General features: G+C 57.8%; 17 protein-coding genes and 5 pseudogenes. 6 read left to right on the forward strand and 16 right to left on the reverse strand.

Annotation, left to right across the window (positions count from 1 at the left end):
- The first annotated feature begins 34 nt into the window (after window positions 1-34).
- Window positions 35-1363: an aspartate aminotransferase family protein gene (locus HGO38_RS18940; RefSeq protein WP_250957468.1), complete on the forward strand. Its 1329-nt coding sequence runs from the start codon at window positions 35-37 to the stop codon at window positions 1361-1363.
- Window positions 1364-1728: 365 nt separating this feature from the next.
- On the opposite strand, the pseudogene HGO38_RS18945 reads toward HGO38_RS18940, so the two are convergent.
- The 10 genes and pseudogenes from HGO38_RS18945 to HGO38_RS31270 form a co-directional block, all read right to left on the reverse strand.
- A pseudogene (locus tag HGO38_RS18945) lies at window positions 1729-2667 on the reverse strand (2-hydroxyacid dehydrogenase).
- An 8-nt stretch (window positions 2668-2675) separates the two neighbouring features.
- The gene (locus HGO38_RS18950) at window positions 2676-3995 is read right to left on the reverse strand and encodes an NAD(P)/FAD-dependent oxidoreductase (protein WP_250957469.1); all 1320 of its coding nucleotides are present in this window, start codon (window positions 3993-3995) and stop codon (window positions 2676-2678) included.
- A 41-nt stretch (window positions 3996-4036) separates the two neighbouring features.
- Window positions 4037-4390 (reverse strand): cupin domain-containing protein, encoded by a 354-nt coding sequence (locus tag HGO38_RS18955; RefSeq protein WP_250957470.1) that lies wholly within the window; start codon window positions 4388-4390, stop codon window positions 4037-4039.
- 25 nt (window positions 4391-4415) lie between these two features.
- Window positions 4416-5096 (reverse strand): ABC transporter permease, encoded by a 681-nt coding sequence (locus HGO38_RS18960; RefSeq protein WP_250957471.1) that lies wholly within the window; start codon window positions 5094-5096, stop codon window positions 4416-4418.
- A gap of 1 nt (window position 5097) precedes the next feature.
- Entirely contained in the window at window positions 5098-5811 is a 714-nt protein-coding gene (locus HGO38_RS18965) for an ABC transporter permease subunit (protein WP_250957489.1), read from the reverse strand.
- 60 nt (window positions 5812-5871) lie between these two features.
- A complete protein-coding gene (locus HGO38_RS18970; protein ID WP_502941598.1) occupies window positions 5872-6672 on the reverse strand; it encodes a transporter substrate-binding domain-containing protein in 801 nt (266 codons plus the stop codon).
- Between the two features lie 54 nt (window positions 6673-6726).
- The gene (locus HGO38_RS18975) at window positions 6727-7503 is read right to left on the reverse strand and encodes an amino acid ABC transporter ATP-binding protein (protein ID WP_250957473.1); all 777 of its coding nucleotides are present in this window, start codon (window positions 7501-7503) and stop codon (window positions 6727-6729) included.
- Between the two features lie 32 nt (window positions 7504-7535).
- On the reverse strand, window positions 7536-8936 hold the full coding sequence (locus tag HGO38_RS18980; RefSeq protein ID WP_250957474.1) for an aspartate aminotransferase family protein: 1401 nt from the start codon (window positions 8934-8936) through the stop codon (window positions 7536-7538).
- 10 nt (window positions 8937-8946) lie between these two features.
- Window positions 8947-9135, reverse strand: a pseudogene (locus HGO38_RS31265) (aldehyde dehydrogenase family protein); the annotation flags it as partial.
- Window positions 9136-9234: 99 nt separating this feature from the next.
- Window positions 9235-9555 (reverse strand): annotated as a pseudogene (locus HGO38_RS31270) (aldehyde dehydrogenase family protein); the annotation flags it as partial.
- 149 nt (window positions 9556-9704) lie between these two features.
- Between HGO38_RS31270 and HGO38_RS18990 the strand changes: the two are divergent.
- The 3 genes and pseudogenes from HGO38_RS18990 (at window position 9705) to HGO38_RS19000 (ending at window position 10978) form a co-directional block, all read left to right on the forward strand.
- The gene (locus tag HGO38_RS18990; RefSeq protein ID WP_250957475.1) at window positions 9705-10181 is read left to right on the forward strand and encodes an Lrp/AsnC family transcriptional regulator; all 477 of its coding nucleotides are present in this window, start codon (window positions 9705-9707) and stop codon (window positions 10179-10181) included.
- 180 nt (window positions 10182-10361) lie between these two features.
- Window positions 10362-10659: pseudogene (locus HGO38_RS18995) on the forward strand (type II toxin-antitoxin system RelE/ParE family toxin).
- A gap of 4 nt (window positions 10660-10663) precedes the next feature.
- Window positions 10664-10978 (forward strand): addiction module antidote protein, encoded by a 315-nt coding sequence (locus HGO38_RS19000; RefSeq protein ID WP_156538374.1) that lies wholly within the window; start codon window positions 10664-10666, stop codon window positions 10976-10978.
- Between the two features lie 413 nt (window positions 10979-11391).
- On the opposite strand, the gene HGO38_RS19005 is transcribed toward HGO38_RS19000, so the two are convergent.
- Window positions 11392-12375: a GlxA family transcriptional regulator gene (locus tag HGO38_RS19005; protein ID WP_502941599.1), complete on the reverse strand. Its 984-nt coding sequence runs from the start codon at window positions 12373-12375 to the stop codon at window positions 11392-11394.
- An 87-nt stretch (window positions 12376-12462) separates the two neighbouring features.
- Here HGO38_RS19005 and HGO38_RS19010 point away from each other — a divergent pair, with 87 nt between their 5' ends.
- On the forward strand, window positions 12463-13146 hold the full coding sequence (locus HGO38_RS19010; RefSeq protein WP_250957477.1) for a DJ-1/PfpI family protein: 684 nt from the start codon (window positions 12463-12465) through the stop codon (window positions 13144-13146).
- Between the two features lie 318 nt (window positions 13147-13464).
- Here HGO38_RS19010 and HGO38_RS19015 read toward each other — a convergent pair whose 3' ends face one another.
- Genes HGO38_RS19015 through HGO38_RS19025 form a run of 3 tightly spaced genes read right to left on the reverse strand, consistent with a single transcriptional unit; the run spans window position 13465 to window position 16617 of the window.
- A complete protein-coding gene (locus tag HGO38_RS19015) occupies window positions 13465-14274 on the reverse strand; it encodes an ABC transporter ATP-binding protein (protein ID WP_250957478.1) in 810 nt (269 codons plus the stop codon).
- 2 nt (window positions 14275-14276) lie between these two features.
- The gene (locus tag HGO38_RS19020) at window positions 14277-15494 is read right to left on the reverse strand and encodes a FecCD family ABC transporter permease (protein WP_250957492.1); all 1218 of its coding nucleotides are present in this window, start codon (window positions 15492-15494) and stop codon (window positions 14277-14279) included.
- Window positions 15469-16617, reverse strand: coding sequence for an ABC transporter substrate-binding protein (locus HGO38_RS19025; RefSeq protein ID WP_250957479.1), 1149 nt, complete (start codon window positions 16615-16617; stop codon window positions 15469-15471). Before HGO38_RS19025 ends, HGO38_RS19020 begins: the two co-directional genes overlap by 26 nt.
- Before the next feature lie 462 nt (window positions 16618-17079).
- Between HGO38_RS19025 and HGO38_RS19030 the strand changes: the two genes are divergently transcribed.
- Window positions 17080-18309: a GGDEF domain-containing protein gene (locus HGO38_RS19030; protein WP_250957480.1), complete on the forward strand. Its 1230-nt coding sequence runs from the start codon at window positions 17080-17082 to the stop codon at window positions 18307-18309.
- 250 nt (window positions 18310-18559) lie between these two features.
- Here the strand turns inward: HGO38_RS19030 and HGO38_RS19035 are convergent.
- Together HGO38_RS19035 and HGO38_RS19040 are read right to left on the reverse strand one after the other, a co-directional pair.
- Window positions 18560-18700: pseudogene (locus HGO38_RS19035) on the reverse strand (maleylacetate reductase); the annotation flags it as partial.
- A 178-nt stretch (window positions 18701-18878) separates the two neighbouring features.
- Complete coding sequence (locus HGO38_RS19040; protein ID WP_250957481.1) at window positions 18879-19334, reverse strand: MFS transporter; 456 nt, start codon at window positions 19332-19334, stop codon at window positions 18879-18881.
- Window positions 19335-19786 lie beyond the last annotated feature (452 nt).

Here is a 19786-nt window from a genome sequence, read left to right on the forward strand (position 1 = left end):
ATTTGTCACGGCACTCTCAAGCAGGCGGAAACACATGTCTACAGATCTAATGCCAAATCGTTACACACCGGGGGAAGCGGATGTTCCCTTGCGCGAGTCCGAGTTGATTGCGCGTCGCGACAGTGTCCTTGGAGCCTCCTACAGGCTCCAGTATCGCCGACCAGTGCATTTCGTTCGCGGCGAAGGCATGTGGCTATATGACCCTGATGGCCGAGCCTATCTGGATTTCTACAACAATGTGCCCTCTCTCGGCCACTGCCATCCAGAGGTCAACGCTGCCATGGCTGAGCAGGCAGGCCGGATCAGCGCCAACACGCGTTATCTCGAACCAAAGCTTGTCGACTATGCCGAGCGTTTGATTGCAACTTTTCCCGCAGAGTTGAACCGGGTCGTCTTCACATGCACGGGAAGCGAATCGAACGACCTCGCCCTGCGCATTGCCAAGCTTGCGAGCGGCAACGAAGGCGTGATCGTTTCGTCTTACGCGTATCATGGCACCAGCGCGGCGACAGCATCGGTGTCGCCCAATCTTGGCGATGCGGTCAAACTCAGTCCGCTCGTACGCATGGTGGACCTTCCCGGGCCGGCAGGCGTGCCTGAATCACAAGCCGCCGATTTCTTCGAAGCACAGGTTCGCGCCGCCGTTGTCGATCTAAACCGTCGCGGCATTGGCGTTGCTGCCTTGCTAATCGACAGCATTTTCTCCAGCGACGGCGTCTGGGTCGATCCTCCCGGCTTCATCGCCAGCGGCATCGCGGCGGTGCGGGAAGCAGGCGGCCTCCTGATCGCCGACGAAGTCCAACCCGGTTTCGGACGAACCGGCGCTCATATGTGGGGCTTCGAGCGACACAGCATAGTTCCGGACCTAGTTACCCTTGGCAAGCCTATGGGCAACGGTTTTCCGATTGGTGCTGTCATCGGGCGGAAATCACCGATGGACCAGTTTGGTGCGACAGCGCGATACTCGAATACATTCGCGGGCAACACCGTGGGAATAGCCACGGCTGACGCGGTACTGAACATTCTGCAGCGCGACAAGATCCCGCAGCATGCACTTGCCATGGGCGAGCGCCTACGAACCGGGCTGGAGAAGCTTGCCACTCAGCCCTATGGCATTTGCGGCATTCGCAACGCAGGTCTGTTTTTCGGCATCGACCTCGGCCTGGAAGGTGCAACGGCACCGAGCCGGCGTGCCATGGCGTTGAATGTCGTAAATGCGATGCGCGACGACGGCGTACTTGTCAGCACGACAGGCGCCAATGAAGACGCCCTGAAAGTGCGCCCTCCTCTCGTCTGCCAGGCCGAACACGTAGACCGGTTCCTTGAAGCCTTGGAGCACGCACTCGGTGGGCTGGCAAGGTAATGCATGGCACCCGAAATGACGACGTGTGGATTGCATTGGTCAGCTTCGCCTGCAAAGCCGGAAAACGTTGCAATCCCTGCGGCCGCTGACCTCAGCCGGATCATTGGATAGACAATACGCGAATGTTCTCCGGAACTTAATCGCCGCGCACCGACTAACATGGCATGATCAAAAAGAGATTTCCTTGAAAACTCTTCATATCCCATTGATCCCTCGAGACGGCATCGGGGGCTGTGTCTTGAATGCCTTCATAGACGCTGGCAATTTCAGACAGAATTTCGCTGGTCCTGTGCTTTCTAAAAGGAAACCGGCGGGATGATGTCGTCCTTGTGGGCGGCTGGCCTGCGGAGGTCCCGGATTCGGTTTCATTGCAATGCCAAAAATGCAGAAACAGACGTGTCAGGAGCCAGATCGACCAGGCCCACAGGTGCTATACCTGCACGAAGCCATTTCACGTTCTCGATCGTTGTCAGCGCAGCCGATGCCGGCTGCGTGATGGCTGCGATGTGAGGCGTGATCACGATGCGCGGATGGCCCCAAAGCAGACTGTCGGCCGGAAGTGGCTCCGGATCGACAACGTCGAGAAAGGCACCCGACAATTGCCCGCTGTCCAGCGCTTCCATCAGCGCGTCGGGAACAAGTTGTCGGCCGCGGCCGACATGGACAAGAGACGCGCCAGGCCGAAGGCTCCGGAAAAGGTCGCGATTGAGGAGTCCGGCCGTGTCCTCGGTCAAGGGTAGCAAGCATCTGCGCGAGCATGTCACGCAAGCCCTCTTGCCCTTGATAGCCGGCCACGCCTTCGATCGCGCGCCCGGACCGGCTCCATCCCGAGAGTTTGAACCCGAAGTCTCGCAGCTTGCAAAGTGCAGCATGGCCGAGAACGCCGGTTCCCAGGATCGAGACGCTGCGGTCGGCGGCTTGTGCCTGAGGAACGATCTCCTGCCACACATGTTGACGCTGCTGGTCGATGTAAAGATGCAGGTTGCGATGGAGCGACAGCACTGCCATCACAACATATTCCACCACCATCCGGGTAATGCCCTCGTCGACCATGCGCACGAGTTTGACATTTTGGGGTATGACGGCGCCGGCAAACTGGTCGATGCCGGCACCGATGCAGAACACCGCCTCGAGGTTCTGGTAGCGAACTAGGTCTGCAGGCGGGTTCCATGTCATGATGAAGCGGACGGCGGCGGCGGGCACGCTCTCCGCATCCATGCAGAAAAGCACATCGGGAAGATGCTCTGCAAAAGCGTCAGCAAAGACTGCCCCCTTGTGGCATCACAGAGAAACAGGAACACTATTGTTGAACTCAGCTCTTCTTGCGTTCGCGGAGCATCTTCCTGTCATGTCGTTCGTACATCGAATAGACGAGCGGTATGAACCAGGGACGACCATTGTAGAAAGGCACGGCTTTGGGCGGCGGATCGAAGTCGAACGCGGAGCGCGACTGTTCACGATCGCCCAGAATCTTGAACGCGGCCTTCTGGCCCAGCCACCTGCCCCACACGATGCCGGACCCGCAATATCCCGTCGCATAGACCGTATGGCCGGATGAGAACATGCGCGGCACCATGTCGCGGTGCATAGCGACATAGCCGAACCAGCTGTGGGTCAGCCCCACGCCAGCGAGTTCAGGGAACAATCGCGCGAGTTCTGTCTGCAGATGCACCGTTGGCGCGATCGGATCGCCTTCGGTCGTGCCGTCTCGGCCACCGAACAGGATGCGCGTTCCATCGGGAGACGGACGATAGTAGTAGCTGAGCTTTCGCATGTCTCCATGCATCATGCGCGCAGGCATGACCCGGTCCATGACATCCGGGCTTAGCTGCTCCGTCGCGATGATACGGCTTCGGACCGGCACCAGACGCTTGCGAAGCCACGGATCGAACCCGTCGGTGTAACCATCGGTGCAGACAAGAAGTTTGCGGGCGAACACCTCGCCGCGCGCTGTCTGCACACGAACACCTCCACGCTCCGTCGACGATCCGAGAACAGCGGTGTTTTCGTGAAGCAGCGCACCGGCCGAACTTGCAACCTCAATCATGCCGGCCAAGAGCTTTGCCGGTTGCAGGCCACCGATATCTTTGCGCACCAGCCCCGCGACATAGAGGTCCGTGCCGATGTAGTTCTTCACCTCCGACCCGTCGACCGTAAACGCTTCGATCCCCAGTGTCCGGTGAAGGAACTCGGCGTGCCGACGAAGCTCTTCGGCCTCATCGACCGTCATGGCCCCGTCGAACAGACCCGAGAGGTGAAAATCGCAATCGATATTTTCCTCTTTCAAGAACCGCCAGAGATCCTCGCGTGCGGCTTTGCCCTCATGGGCGATGCCGCTTGCCCGGGCCTCGCCGAAACGCTTGACGAGCTCTTTGCGCCCGGGGCGGATACTGCCGCTCGCCATTCCGCCATTGCGACCGGAAGCGGCATGGCCAAGTGCCTGTCGATCGAAGAGCTGGACATGCTGCCCCGCTCTGGCCAGTTCGATCGCTGCAGACAAGCCGGTATAGCCACCGCCAACAATCACCACGTCGCACGTCGGATCGATGCCCCGAACCGGTTGCGGAGGAATAATGCAATCTTCCCACCAGTACGGCGTTGATTTAACCGATGGCTCAGGCAATTTGCTCATGAAGGTGTACCGTGATGTGTTGAAAACAGGGTAGGTCCGGACTAGTCGCGGCAGATCCAAAGCTTGCGCGTCGTCTCGATCACCTTCCACGTCCCGGTGAAACCGGGATGCATCACGAAGGCATCGCCAGCCACGATGCGACGCGGTTCGCCGCCATCTTCGATTAGTTCCGACACGCCGGACAGAATGACGCAGAATTCGAAGGTTTCGCCTTTGATCGAGCGGTACGCGCCGGGTGTTGCCTCCCACACGCCCGAGCGGATGACGCCATCGGCCGTTTGTGCGATATCCCAGGTCAGGAACTGCGGATTGCCCTCGACGAGCCTGTCCGGCGCAGGCTCGCCTTTGCGCGGTTCAGGCAGGTTGTTCTGGTCGACGAAAGTAAGGTTGGACATCAAGAGTTCCTTTCAAGGTCAGGGGTCATCTCTGGAACGACAGGCGGCGTTCGAGAAGTTTTAAGGCCGTCAATGCGACGATGTTGATGGTGAGATAGAAGGCGGCCGTGATGATGAAGATATCCATGATTGCGAATGTCTCGCTCATCAGGCGCTTGGCATAGCCGGTTATCTCCAGAACGGTGATCGTTGACGCCAAGCTCGTTTCCTTGACAATGATCGCCACCTCGCTGCTGTAAGCCGGCAGGGCCTGGCGAAATGCCAGGGGGAATTTCACGCGCGTGAAGGTATGCCAGGGCGACATTCCACAGGCTTCCGCTGCCTCGATGACGCCCTTGGGAAGCGAGAGGAAGGCGGTGCGGAAAATTTCGGCCGTGTAGGCGCCGGTGTTCAGGACCACGGCGAGGATCGCTGCGTGCAGGCCATCGCCGATCAGCCACCAGATGACCGGATTGTGGCGGATGAAGCTGATCTGGGCCAGGCCGTAGTAAATCACGAAGATCTGAACGAGCATCGGCGTGCCGCGGAAGGCTGCGCAATAGATATCACACAACCTGCGAAGCGCTCCCTTCTTCGATCCTCGGCCGATTCCGACGAGAATGCCGAGAGGCAGACCCAGAACCACGCCAAAGACCGCAATCAGGAGAGTCGTCTTGGCGCCGACGAGCAGAAACGGTATGGCGTAGCTGATGATGCCCGCATCCATGTCAACGCCCTCCGAAGCCACGGTTCAGCGCATGTTCCGCTCTGGAGAACGCCATCTGGCTGATGATCGTCATGCAGAAGAACATCGCTGCGGCGATGCCGTAGAAGAGAAGCGATGATCTGGTGATGCCTGCGGCGATGGCAGCCGTTCTCATCAGCTCCTGCAGGCCGATGACCGATATCAGGGATGTATCCTTGATGGTCATCTGCCAGACATTGTTGATCCCGCCGAGCGCAAGCCTGAGCGCGAGGGGAAAGGTGATGCGAAAGAACGTGACTTTGCCGGGAAGGGCCAGTGACCGCGCGGCTTCGAGCAGGCCATAGGGAACAGCCTGAAGGGCGCCCCGCATGACTTCGATGGAATAGGCGCAGGAGATGACTGCGATCGCTATGACCCCCACGATCAGCGGGAAGACATTTTCTGCAGCGGCTTGATAACCAAAGGCTCCGGCGACGGCTCTTACCGAGTCAAGCGATCCAAAGAAGAGCAGGTAGATCACCAACAGTCCGGGAACGCCGCGAATGACCACCGTGTAGGTGTCGATAAGTTGCGATATGATCAGGACTTTGCGCCATCTCAGGACCGCGAGCGGAGCGGCGACCAGAAAACCCGTCAGCATGCCAAGCATGCCGATCAAAATCGTCACGGCGGCGCCCCTCAGCAAAGCGAGCGCCCAGCCCTGCTCAACCATCAATTTCCAAAAATCGCTCAGCATGGACACCATCTCTCTTACCTGCCCCGGATCGCTCCGAGGCAGGTCGCCTTTGTCAAAGGATCACTTCTTGCAAGGGATGGTATAGTCGTCCTGGAACCAGGTCATCGATGCCTCTTTGACCTTGCCGTCATCGATCATCTTGCAAAGGGCAGCATCGACCTTTGCCTTCAGCTCCGAATTGCCCTTGCGCATCCCAACGCCCATCCCTTGGCCCAGAGTTTCAGGATCATCGATTGCCATGACCTTGACGTCGATCTTTGTGAAGTTTGCGCCATCGGGTGTTGCCAGGAAATCCATCCAAGTCGGCGAGTCGCTATAGGCAGCGTCAATGCGCCCGCTGGAAAGATCGGCGAGCTGCTGCGTTGTTGCGTCGTAGGTCTTCAGGTCTGCAGAAGGGATATTCTTCTGGACGAATTTTGCATAGGTCGTTCCTGTCACGACGCCAACGCTCTTGCCGTCCAATGCCTTTTCAATGTCCGTCAACGTCTTCAGGCCGGCCAGAGGGGAATCCTTGGCCACAACGAAGTATTGGGGTGTCGTGGCATAGGGGATGGAGTAGTCGATCTTCTTCGCGCGCTCGGCCGTAATGCTCAGCCCCGAGATGATGACATCGAAGCGATCACTGTCCATCGAAGGAACGAGCGAGCTGAACGTCTGCACCACGAATTTGCACTTCATCTGCAGCTCGGAGCAGATGCCGTTTGCGATATCTGCGTCAAAGCCGGTAACGTTTCCGTTCGGATCGGCCATGCTGAATTTCGGTGCATCGCCTTCAGTGCCGATACGCAGCACGCCCTCCTCGGCAGAGGCTGTGGTTGCGATGACTGCGACAAGAAGACTGGATGCGATAGCTGCGTTCATGAATTTGCGGATGATCATTGATATTACCCCTTTTATGGTTGTTTAGGCCTGCCTTCAGGCATTGGCCGGCATGACGCTGGATAAGAACCGCTCCACCGCGTCCGTCGCGGGATTTCGAAACAGTTCGTCCGGCGTATCGTCCTGCTCCAGGCGGCCCTTTTGCAGGAATATCATTCGGTTCGACACCTCGCGGGCAAACCGCATTTCATGGGTGACAAGCAGGATTGTGGCCCCCTCCTCGGCAAGCGTGCGTATGACTTTCAGAACCTCCCCGACGAGTTCGGGATCAAGCGCGGAGGTCGGCTCGTCGAACAGCATGAGCTTCGGTCGCATCGCCAGGACGCGCGCAATCGCCACGCGCTGTTGCTGGCCGCCGGAAAGCTGGTGCGGATAGCGCTCGTGAAAGCTCGACATGCCTACTTTCGATAGCGCGGAACCGGCCACTTCCGCGGCGACCTTCGCGTCGAGCTTCAGCACGTAAATCAGCGCCTCCATGACATTGCCAAGAACGGTCCGATGCGGCCAGAGATTGAAGTTCTGGAATACCATCCCGATCTGGCGCCGGAACAGCCGGATGTTGCTGGCGTTGACGATCGTGCTCTCGCCCTCGGCATTCAGGCCGACGGAGATGGCATCGCCGAGAAAGTCTACTTGGCCGGATGTCGGCGTCTCGAGAAAGTTAATGCAGCGCAACGCAGTGCTCTTGCCACAGCCCGAGGGTCCAATGAGCGAGATGACCTCGCCTTCTCTCATCCCGAAGGTGATGCCGTCCAAGACCTTTGTAGGGCCAAATGCCTTGACGAGATCTCTGACCTTCAGGACCTGTTTCATGATTGAGCACCTTGCAAACGAGTGGCCATGTCTTAACCAGACACAGCGCCTTGCGCGTCCAGTTCCCTCAGGACCTCGTCGACGGCCGCCTTCGTAATATCGATCATCTCGTCGATTTCCGCTTCCGTCATGACCAGCGGGGGCGCAAAGCCCAGAATGTCGCCATGCGGCATGGCACGGGCTATGAGATTGCGGTTGCGCGCGGCCTGTGAAACACGGGCACCGACTTTCAGGCCGGGATCGAAAGCAGCCTTGCTTCCCCGATCCGACACGAATTCGAGGGCAGCCATCATGCCGACGCCGCGGACTTCGCCGACGATCGGGTTCTGTTCGAACTCGGCCTTCAGCCTCTTCATCAGATAGGCGCCCTTTATGGCCGATTGTCCCGCGAGGTCCTCCCTCTCGACAATGTCGAGGACCGCATTTGCCGCAGCGGCGCCGATCGGATGACCGGAATAGGTGTAACCATGAGAGAAGGAACCGACACGGGGGGTCGCCTCTTCCATCACCTCGTAAACCTTCTGCGAAACGATCGAGGCCGAAAGCGGCACATAGGCCGAGGTCAGACCCTTCGCCACGGTCACCAGATCCGGCTCCATGCCATAGAGATCAGAGCCGAACATGGCACCGGTGCGGCCAAATCCGCAGATCACTTCGTCAGCGATCAGCAGGATGTCATATTTCTGCAGCACCGCCTGGATCTTGGCCCAGTAGCCGGCGGGCGGCGGGGTAATGCCGCCAGTCCCCAGTACCGGCTCGGCGATGAATGCGCCGACGGTATCGGGCCCCTCTGCAAGGATTAGTGCCTCGAGTTCGTCGGCACGCCGCTGGGAGAAGACTTCTTCCGTTTCACCCGGCAATGCGCCGCGATAGAAATGCGGGACCCCAGTTCGCAGGATGCCGGATATCGGTAGGTCCATATGGTCGTGATAGAAGCTGAGGCCTGTCATCGATCCGGAGACGACGGAACATCCATGGTAGCCGCGCTCGCGCGAGATGATTTTCTTCTTCTTCGGCTTGCCGCGAAGATTGTTATAGTACCAGACGATTTTGGCCTGCGTTTCGTTAGCATCAGAGCCGGACAGCCCGTAGAAAACCTTGGACATGTTGCCGGGCGCCATTCTGACCAGCCGGTCGGAAAGTCGGGCGAGCTCCTCGGTCGTGTGCGCCGCGTAAGAATGATAATAGGCGAGCTTGTAGGCTTGGCGGGCGATCGCTTCGGCGACTTCGGTGCGGCCATAGCCGACGTTCACGCAGTAGAGCCCTGCGAAACCGTCAATATACTCCCTGCCCGTCGCATCCTGAATGCGGACGCCTTTTCCCGTTTCGATGATCGTTGGATCGATATCGCCGGCGGCGTAATCTTTCAGGTATGTGAAGGGATGAAGGACCGTCCTGCGATCCATTTCTGTGATTTCAGCAATGTTTGTCATCGTTATTTCCTTACGCGGCCAGGCCGCCGAAGCAGACATACTTAAGTTCCGTGAATTCCTGCAGGCCGTGGCGGGAGCCTTCCGGACCAAGCCCCGATTGCTTCCAGCCTCCGAAAGGAATCGGGGCGCCGGTGAAGGATCCCGTGTTGACCCCCACCATCCCGTATTCGAGCGCATCCGACAGGCCCATCGCCAAGCCGGCTTGTGGGCTTGTGCGCCGGTATCGTCTCGCCATAGGTCCGTTTGCCTTCTGCAGCGAACCATTGAAGCCGATTCCATGCCCAATCTCGGTTTCGGCGAGCGGCTTGCCCTGCCCGGCGGTCAGGATCAACGCCAGGTCCCGGCTATGATGGCGAAAGAGTTCCGCCCATCGCACGAGCAGCTTTCCGTGCTCGCGGGCAAGCATGTCCCGCCAGGTTCCGAAGGCCTGCTCGACAGCGCTGATCGCCTGGTCGAGCATGCTTGCTTCGCAATCGCCGACTTCGGCAATCATGTCGCCTGCTGCCGGGTCGAAAACAGCTTTCCCAGCGACGGTGTCTTGCCACGTGCCACCGACATATGGCTGCAAACGCAAGAGAGACGCGTCCTTGAGACTTGTCAGTGCGCTTTGTGCGGTCATCACCTTGTTCAAAATCCAACTCGCGACCACGTCTCGATAAGGGCAAGATTAGGTGCATTGCAGCGCATTATTTATATGGCTTTCATTGAATGCACGCAGCTTTCCTGATATTTTTATGCATAAAACGAAGAAATAATGCGAGAGATTGAATGCAGCTGGATCGCCTGGACGCCCGCCTTCTTAACATCGTACAGACCCATAATCGTCACAGCACGCAAGAGTTGGGGGAAATGGTGGGTTTATCTGCCACCGCTGTGCAGCGGCGCCTCAAACGGCTGCGCGAGGATGGCGTGATTGAGGCCGATGTTTCGATCGTGAAGCCCAAGGCAATCGGCCGACCAATTGCCATGCTGGTCCTGGTCTCGCTTGAACGAGAACGGGCAGACATCGTGGATCGCTTCAAACAGTCTATTCGCCATACCCCTGAGGTGATGAACGGCTATTATGTCACCGGAGATTCCGATTTCGTTCTCATCGTTACAGCCCAGAGCATGGAGGATTATGAAGGCTTTACCCGCAAATTCTTCTATGAAAACCCCGACATCAAAGGCTTCAAGACGATGGTCGTCATGGATCGCGTGAAGGTCGGCTTCTCGGTGCCAATCGACTTTGACGATTTCAGCTGAAGCGACCATATGAGCTCCGGCGCCTTTCCAGCAACGATCCCTGTTAGGCAACGCCTTGAACGGATTTGAACCGACGACAATCTTATAGCTGGCCACATGCACAATAAAGATTCTCGAATATTTATGCGCGGCAGAGCACCACAGACTTGATGTTTTGTCCCTTATGGGTTGCATAATGTGATGTTCACGATTAGACGCACCGCGTGATTATGCGGACTGGATCAAAAAGCTAAAAGACTTCCGCGCCCAAGCTCGAATTGCAGACCGTATTGATCGCCTAGCCGCAGGAGATCCTGGCGATGTAAAGCCGGTGGGCGACGGCGTGAGCGAACTCCGCATTGACTACGGGCCCGGCTATCGGGTCTATTTTGTCCGGGACGGATCGGTCGTTTATGTTCTTCTCTGTGGCGGCGACAAGAGTAACCAAGACAAAGACATTCGATTGGCCAAAAAGCTAGCGCAGCAATTGAAGGAGTGACCGCATGCCACTTGAGACATTCGAGTACGACTCCGCCGAGTTCCTTGGAAGTGAGGAAGCTATTACGGAATATCTTTTAGCTGCCAGCGAAGATGGCGACGCAAACCATATCGCTCGCGCTCTCGGTGTTGTTGCGCGCGCGCGCGGCATGTCGGATCTTTCTCGGAACACCGGGCTTACCCGACCTGCTCTCTACCGGGCATTGAGTGGGGATGGCAACCCAGAGTTTGGGACGATCGCAAAAGTAGCTGACGCACTTGGTTACAGGCTAAATCTTGTACTGAAATCCGACGGCGGGCCTGTCGCCACTGCTAAGTGACCGGCAAACTCAAGCCTCCGATGGCCCGGTCCTTTTGTCCGTAGCAGATCGAGGCAGCGCATCTCATAACGTTTTAACGCTTTGAACGGATGTGAACCGCGCCACCGTCGACATTTAAGATGGTGCCGAAGCCCAGCCGGCCCAAGAAGTTGCGTGTCCGGAATGGGGGCCGGCAGGAGGCGGCAGGAAGCGAAAACGCTAAAAGCAGGCGCCCAGAGCGTGGCGATGGCATCCTTAAAAAGCGCTTCACGTCGATCTGGCTCGTCACCGTTCCAAAAAACCCACCGATTGTACGACGACTTCTCTATAGCTCACTCGTCGTCGAGTTCGCATTCATTCGAGGCATCATACTTGCAAATGTGATCCGATGGATGCCGGTTTGCCCACTTCGAGTGGTGCCAAGCTGAGTGTCCTCACTCGTGAAACCGCTCCTGCCAGTCCTTGGGCCCGACGCCCAATCTGCGCTGAAACACCCGCCGCATGGTCTCCGGGGAGCCGAAACCGCATTTGCGAGCGGCGGCTTCGACGGAAAATCCGGTCTCCAGTAGCCCTTGCGCCCGTTCCAGCCGGATGATCTCGACCGCGTCGGCGGGTGTGCGGCCTGTCCGTTGCCGGTAATGGCGGGCGAAAGATCGAAGGCTCATTCCCGCCTGATCCGCCAGCGTGTCTAGCGTCAGCGGACGGGTCAGATTGGCCGAGATCCAGGCGTGAAGATCAGCGAACCTGTCGTCGGCGGTCTGGAGTCTCAACGGCGCGCTGAATTGCGACTGGCCGCCGGGTCGTTTGAGAAAAACCACCAGTTCGCGGGCGACGGCGAGCGCAAGTGTGCGGCCGTGATCCTCTTCAACCATCGCCAAAGCGAGGTCTATCCCGGCCGTCACGCCCGCCGAGGTCCAGATCTTACCATCGCGCAAAAAGATCGGGTCGCGTTCGAGGCGGACCTGCGGAAACCGCCCGGCGAATTCGTCATAGCGATCCCAATGCGTCACGGCGCGGCGGCCATCCAGCAAGCCCGCCTCCGCCAGTAGAAACGCACCGCTGCAAACTGACGCCATGCGTCGGGCATGGATCGCGCGATCACGAACCCAGTCGATCAAGGCCGGGCGGCTGCATGCGACATTGACCCCGCTGCCGCCGACAGCAATGGCGGTGTCGGGCGCCGGCCGCTCTTCCGAAAGGAGCGCGCACCGCAGCGCGATCCCCGAATTGCAGGTCACCTCCGCCATTTCCGCGACCAAGGCGATATCGTAGAGGGCTCCCATTTCGTGGTGGGCGCTTCTGTGCGCCATTTCATTGGCCGATGCGAAGACCTGTGCAGGACCTGTCGCATCGAGCACCTGGGCATCTGGAAAGACAAGGATTTCAATCCGGCGCGAAATGGCGGTTGGCATCAGCATGGCATTTGGCATGAAACGAGGGATAATTGGCATTCATGCCAAATCATTTCCTGTCATGGTCTCGGGGTCAAGACAGGAGAAAAAATAGTGTCCATCCGCTTCGGTATTCTTTGCTTTCCCAATGTTCAGCAACTCGATCTGACTGGCCCCTACGAGGTTTTCGGCTCTGCCCGCGATGCGCGGGTCGATCTGGTCTGGAAAAACAAGGCGCCTGTTCGGGCTTCGACGGGCCTGTGGCTCACGCCCGACCTGACCTTTGAAGAGGCGCCCGCGTTTGATGTCATCTGCGTGCCGGGCGGCGGCGGCGTGAACCCGCTTCTGACAGACGAAGAAACGCTCGACTTCGTACGAGCGCAGGCGAAGACGGCGCGCTTCGTCACCTCTGTCTGCACCGGAACGCTGGTCCTGGGCCAAGCCGGACTGCTCGCAGGAAAGCGCGCGGCGACGCATTGGAACGCAATTGATTTTCTCCCACGGTTCGGGGCGACCGCAGTCAAGGCGCGCGTGGTTCGCGACGGCAATCTGATCACCGCCGGTGGTGTCACGTCAGGGATCGATTTCGGCCTGTCTGTCATCGCGGAATTAATGGGGCAGGATGAGGCGGAGACGATCCAGCTCTCGCTGGAATACGCCCCGGCCCCGCCCTTTGACGCCGGATTGCCGGCGCGGGCGCGCCCGGAGATTCTTGCGGCGGCCCGTCAACGCATGGTGCGGTCCAGGGAAGAGCGAGAGGCGCTGCTTTCGCTTGCATCCAAGGCAAACCAAAAGTAGTTGGGACCAACTTTTCCTTCGCCATGGCGTCCGAAACAATCACGCATCGGAATTTCTTCGGCGCCTCCCGGAATAAGACGCCGCACAGCGAGCGATTCGAGCGCATAGATTAGAGTTGTCGTTTGGCGCTCGGATATCGTGTCCAGCACCGGATAGGCAAGCAATGGCCCTTGAAAAAAACGTGGCAGCAAAGCTCCTAAGCATTCTCGTCGGCGCTCAGAAGCTTTGGTTGCAGAGCAAGCGCTCTCGCAATGCAGAAATTGATAGAAAACGGAGAAGGCCGCTTCTTCTCATTTCACTCTGATCAGCTCACTCTGATCAGCTCGGCAAGGAGTCTCGCGCACGGGTCGGACCAGATGCAATAACGGAGAGCGGATATATCGCGGTAAACTGTCCGTTCTCGACATCCACTGTCCGGCAATCCACGCCATAGACTGCGGCAATCATAGCCGGCGTCAGGATATCGCGCGTTGCACCGAATGAATGCATGGCACCTCCTGCCAAAACCAGCGTGCTGTCGGCGTAACGCGTGGCGAGGTTCATATCGTGCAGAATGGCCAGCGTCACGATCTGGTGTTGCCTCGTATAGGCCAGAACTGCATCCAGCATCTGCAACTGATTGGCCAGATCCAGCGCAGAGGTCGGCTCGTCCAGCAGGAGCAGTCTAGGTTTGCGCACGAGCGCCAGGGCAAGAGAAATCATCTGCCGTTCGCCGCCAGAAAGCCAGGCCGGATGGCTGTTGGCAAAGTGTGACAGGCCCAGCATCTCGAGGGTTTCCTCGGCAAGACGAAAGCTGTCATGGGTGGCCCGCCAGGAATGCCGCCCGCCGTTCTGCGCCAAAAGCAGCAGTTCGAAGACGCTCAACTGGACAGTCAGGTGGCTGACGTCCTGGGCGACATAGCCAACCAAGCGGGACCGCAGGGCAGGCTTTACCGACAGAAGGTCCGTTTTGTCTATCGTGGCCCGCCCCGATGCCGGCCGAAGCGCGCACAGGCCTTTCATGAAGGTCGACTTGCCCGCGCCGTTCGGCCCCATCACCGCGAGCACTTCACCGGCCCTCGCCTCGATCCTTACGTTGCGGACAATCGCCTTGCGACCGATCGAAACACCGTAGTCGTGCAGCTTCAAGGTCATCGCGGATCTCCCTTGGTCTGGCGGAGCACGAGAAATATGAAGAACGGCAGTCCGGTGAGCGACGTCACCATGCCGAGCGGCAAAACAGCACCCGGCACGATGATCTTGGTCGCGAGCGACGCCATGGTAGCAAACACCGCGCCGACGGCAATCGTCGCTGCGATCGTGAACCGGTGATCCTCGCCGACCAGCATGCGCGCCACATGCGGCGCCACCAGGCCGATGAAGCCAATGATGCCGACCACCGCCGTGACGGCGCCTGCCAGCATGGCAGCAATCGTCAGCATCAGGATACGCAGGAAACGGACGTTGACGCCGTAGACGGTTGCCTGTTCACCAAAGCTGCGCAACGTGGTGAGCGACCAGGCATGAAAGAGCACCACCGGCAGCGTGACGGCGCAGATCGCGCCAGCAATCCCGACTTTCAGCCAGGTGGCACGCTGTAGCGACCCCATCAGCCAGAAGACGATGCTCTGGAGCTGATCGACACTGGCCATGTACTGCACCAGGGACAGCAGCGAACTGAAGACGAAATGCAGAGCAATACCGAGCAGCGTGATGGACTGGACGCTTGCGCCACCCCGCGACAGGCCTAGCACCAGGCCGGCGGCCAGGAGTGCAAACAGGAATGCGTTGACCGCGGTAATCAACTCGGGCGGCAACCAGGGCATGATGGTGGTGATCGACACGCTGAACCCGAGAGACAGTGCTGCGCCAAAGCCAGCGGCCGACGAGACGCCCAGGGTAAAGGGTTCAGCCAGCGGATTATCGAGGATGGTTTGCATCAGCAGACCGGACAAGGACAGGCTGATGCCCGTGATAAGGGCCATCAGCGTCATCGGCATGCGCAGTTCCCACACGACAAATCGAGCACTGGCCTCGGCCGAGCCGGGGAACAGCAAAACATTGACGACCTCGTTCAGCGACAAGGTGCCCGATCCAACCAGGATATCGATGACGAACACGCAGAGCGCCATCAGCGCCAAGGCCAATAGAATGAGCAGGCGACGGATGACAGAGTTGCCATAGTCTGTCGCTGCCGGTTGCAACCGTTGGCGTTCTAACTCAGTCTCGGAAATCGCTGTCATCATAAAACTGCCGTCGTATACAAATTGAGGTGACGGATCGCCCGCTTTGCCGGTAGGGCGATCCATCTTGTTGAAAATCGGCGCTGTTTGATATTCCAGCTTATTTGACGGTCGGCGCCTTTGCACCAAACGTGACCGGCAGGTCGGCTGGAAGGCCTGTGAACTTCGAAATCAGGGTGTGCAGGTTGGCGTCGGGATCCAGGGCCTTCAGCTGTTCCGGATAGAATGCCTTGGCCATATATTCGACGGCATAGATGTTCCAGGCGCTGGCATAAAGCTGGTGATAGAGCCCGAAGACGCGGCCATCCTTGACGGCCTTGATGTGCTCGAAGCCCTTGCGCTGTTCGAGCACGGCGAGCGCAGCCTCAATCTTCTTCGGATCGCTGTTGATCCCGAATGGCGGTGATACCGATCCATCGTTGGAAAATGGCGAGCCGGTCATGACGAAGACGTCAGGCGCCTTTGCAATCACGGTTTCGAGGGTGACGTCGCCGGTGCGGCCTTTGACGAGTTCGCTGCCGAGATTGACGCCGCCGGCCGCTGTCGCCAACTTGCCCCAATAGACGTCGCCATGGGTAAAGCAGCAGGAATCAATGCCCTTCTGACCGGCCTTGGCCTCCACGAAGACGCTTGGCTTTGGCTGACCGGCAATCGCCGTATTGATGGCGGCGATATGCGAAGCGTAGAAGTCGGTAAACTCCTTGGCTTCCTTTTCGCGATTGAACACTGTTCCGATCAGCTGAACGGTTTTGGGGACATTGACGACCGGCTCCATTTCCGTATCGACAAGAATGATCGGAATGCCGAGTGTCTTCAGTCGATTGAAAAGGTCCGCATCTTCCAGAGCCTGGCGTACGCGAACCTGGAAAATCAGAAGATCCGGCTTGCTGACGGCCAGCTGCTCCAGATTGACCTGGCCTTCATCGCCGAACTTCATGTCGATCGGCCTGGCCGAACTTTCGGGCCACGCCTTTTGAAACGCGGCCCAGGTCTGCGGGTCCGAGCGGATCAGAATGTTGTTCCAGGCTACCATGCGTTTGAAGGGGTCTTCCCGATCAAGCAGCGCCAAAGCGAACAGATCGCGGCCGTCCTGAACGACGACCCGCTGCGGCTCCGCCTTGATCTCGACGCTGCGGCCCGAGACGTCCGTGACCGTAATTGGGTATTGCGTTGCCTGGGCGGCGGCAAGCGTCAGGGCAAATGTGGCAGCCAGGCCAAGCGACCGCAGGAAATGGTTTCTGATTCTCATTCGGGAGTCCTTTGATGAACAAATTCAAAGAAAACGCCCCTCCCGACCACATGGACACCACGTGCGAAACTGCCTAAATCTAGGCAATTACCGATTTCCAAAGGTCTTTTGTCCGAAAAACATGACAACGTCAATCAACATTTAATGCTGTGCTGCAGCGGGCATCGTTTGCCTCTGTGCATTGAAACCGCTACCAATTCATCAGGGCGCATAATGAAATACGGGACGCCTTGAACCAATTCGAACCTAAGGCACACCAAACCCCACAGCTCCATCCGTGGCGCTACAAATCTTATTCGTGCACCAATGCAGATCTCCGTCAGCTTCGCCGCAAAACATGTCACCCCTTAAATCATTGGTATTGTTTCATTGAGTAAAGTCCTGGGACGTTTAAACGTCTCTCCGAATTGAATGCACGCGAATTACCAGCATCTGAGTTGTTAAGAGAAAACGAAGAGTGCCATGCGTTTCACTGAAATGTTAAACCCTTACGCATTTGTTGGATCCGAAATCGTATCGGAGCACCAAATCGTTGCCACTATTCGAGAGCTCTATAGTAGCAAGCCTCATATTGCTGCCACGTTGGGAATATGCCTTGCTGCTTTAAGCGGCGCATCTTCTGGGTCTGTCCGGCTGTGTCTTTTGGCGGCATCCATCGCGGTGGGGTGCCTTCTATTTCGCATTTTTATTGAATTTCGTTTCATTACTCGGCCACCGGGGGCTTTCGAAAGGAAATGGATCCGCCTCTTCGTCACCGGCTCATTGATGTCGGGGGTTGGTTGGGGGTTTTCCGGAGCGTTGTTGCTTTGCAGCAGTTCGCCAACCACGCAAATCATCATCATGGGTGTTGTGTGCGCGATCGTCCAAGGGGCGGCCGGCCGCGCTTACATGATGCCGGGCACCGCGTTCTTGAACATCATCTCTGTCCTTGGACAAATAAGCATTGCGGCGCTGATGGGCGGCAACCCTATCTTAGCTGTCTTGGCATTGGTGTACTTCTGGATTCTATCGTCATTTATTGTCCAGATGGTAAAAAATCGTATGATTCAATTGCACGCTGAACATAGGGCGACCCAACTGCTGGAGGAAATCACCGAGAAAAATGAACTCCTTCGGATCTCGAACGAAAAACTCGCGGCGACAGCTTTCGAGGATTCGTTGACTGGATTAGCAAACAGGCGGAAATTCGACATCGCGATTGTAGAAGCTCTTGCAAACGCGAAGCGTGACAATAGGGACATCTCCCTGATGATCATTGACGTAGATCATTTCAAAGCCTTCAACGATAACTACGGGCATCAAGCTGGCGACCAGTGTCTACAGATCCTCTCAAATGCAATCAGCTTATGCATACCGGATGACGGCCTTGTTGCACGCTATGGCGGCGAGGAATTCGTGGTCCTTTTGCCCAACTACGATCAGGCAAGCGCGGTTATTTTGGCTGAACGGACACGGCTCGCCGTTCAGTTTGCCGGACTCAGCAACCTTCCGAAATCTCCCCCTCACCAAACCATTAGTATCGGATTGATCTCTTGCCGACCTGATTTGGGCCTAACTCCCGAAGAATTATTATCAGGGGCAGATGCGGCTCTCTATGATGCGAAGCGAAAAGGTAGAAATTGCCTGCGCATAACACGGCAGTTGCGGGGCGTTGATGCAACGTTCAACGACAGGTCATCATTCGGTCTTTGATGGCATTGGTGCACGAATAAGATTTCAACGTTTCCTGTCTATTCAGCTGATATCCCCACCAGCTTGATTGATGCCGCATAAGCACGCTGGCCGCCGCCATCGCATCGCTAAGATGAAGTTCAAGGGTAAGCGGGTAGGCCATCCCACGTAGCGCGGTATCGAAAGATCGCTCATTTTCGGCATGAATCATGCGGAGAAACCTATGAGCGACAGTGTGAATCAGGCTCGTGCCTCCCCTGCCGACGGTTCAACCGAACAGGGTGGCGACAGGTTGAAGTACCTCGGCCGCGGCGTCTGCATTATAGGCCGCCGATTGCGGCAGGAGGATCGAGTGGGTCTCGGCATGTGGCAGATCGAACGTTCCGCCCAGCGTGTGACAGAGCTTGTGGTGGGATTCAGATTGCAGGTGAATTGCATGCTCATTCCATTCGCTTCCTTACCTCGACCACGCCGTTGCCTCCTTGAGGCTTCGGAGACCGGATGTCCGACTGTCTCGACACATCCGGCTTGCCGCTCAATAATGAGGCCGGCATCATGCGTTCCAGCACGCTGCCGGCCGGAACGGGCAGCTATTGCGTTGCAGATGGCATCGGCAGGGCCTCAACCGCCGGGCGGCGTCCCAGGATCCAGACGAAGATCACCGATGCGAGCAACGGCAGGGACAGCAGCAGGCAGAACTCCAGGCGCGACCATCCCGCCTGAATGAGAACGCCGGCGATGAAGGGGCCTGCAATGGCGCCCAGTCTGCTCAGGCCAAGGGCAAGGGCAAGGCCCGTGCCCGTAGCCCTACATGCCGGTGAAAAGACCGTGGTAACCAGCGCATAAAGAACAGCGATCGACCCGAAGAGACAGAAGCCAATGAGCGCAAGCACCAGGAAAATCGCCGTCGGCTCCGCAGGCACCACGCCGAGCGCCGCGACACAGACGCCGAAGCACAGGAACATGCCGATCGCGATGGGCTTCAGCAGGAAGTGTGCCGCCAGATAGCCGACAGACACGCAGCCCACGGCGCCAGCAATGTTCATGATCATCGATCCTGAAAGACCGGCGGAATCGGTGAAGCCCATGTTGACAAGATGCTTCGGGTCCAGCTCTGCGCAAAGAAGACGGTGATCATCGTTGCGAAGAACGCGGCGCATATCGACACCGTATCCCGAAGGCCCTGCCTTGTCACCAGTTCGCGCCAGCCGGACTTGTCGGCGGCAACCGTGCGCTGGGGAAGTTCCGCAATCGCCGGAGCGCCCAGACGCTTGCGTAGCGCATTGATCTGACCGAGCGAAGAGGCTTCGTGCCTGGAAGAGAGATATTCAAGTGATTCCGGCAGGAAGGCCCAGACCAGGCCGATGTAAACTAGGACCGATCGACATTCAGGATTCCCAAATCACTTAATCGCTGATTCATAGAGCGCCGTGTTGAGCACGGAGGGCTGTCATGGTGGTGAAACGGTATGAGTTGAGCGAGGCGCAATGGTCGAGAA

The organism is Rhizobium sp. CG5, from assembly GCF_023701945.1.
GTDB lineage: Bacteria > Pseudomonadota > Alphaproteobacteria > Rhizobiales > Rhizobiaceae > Allorhizobium.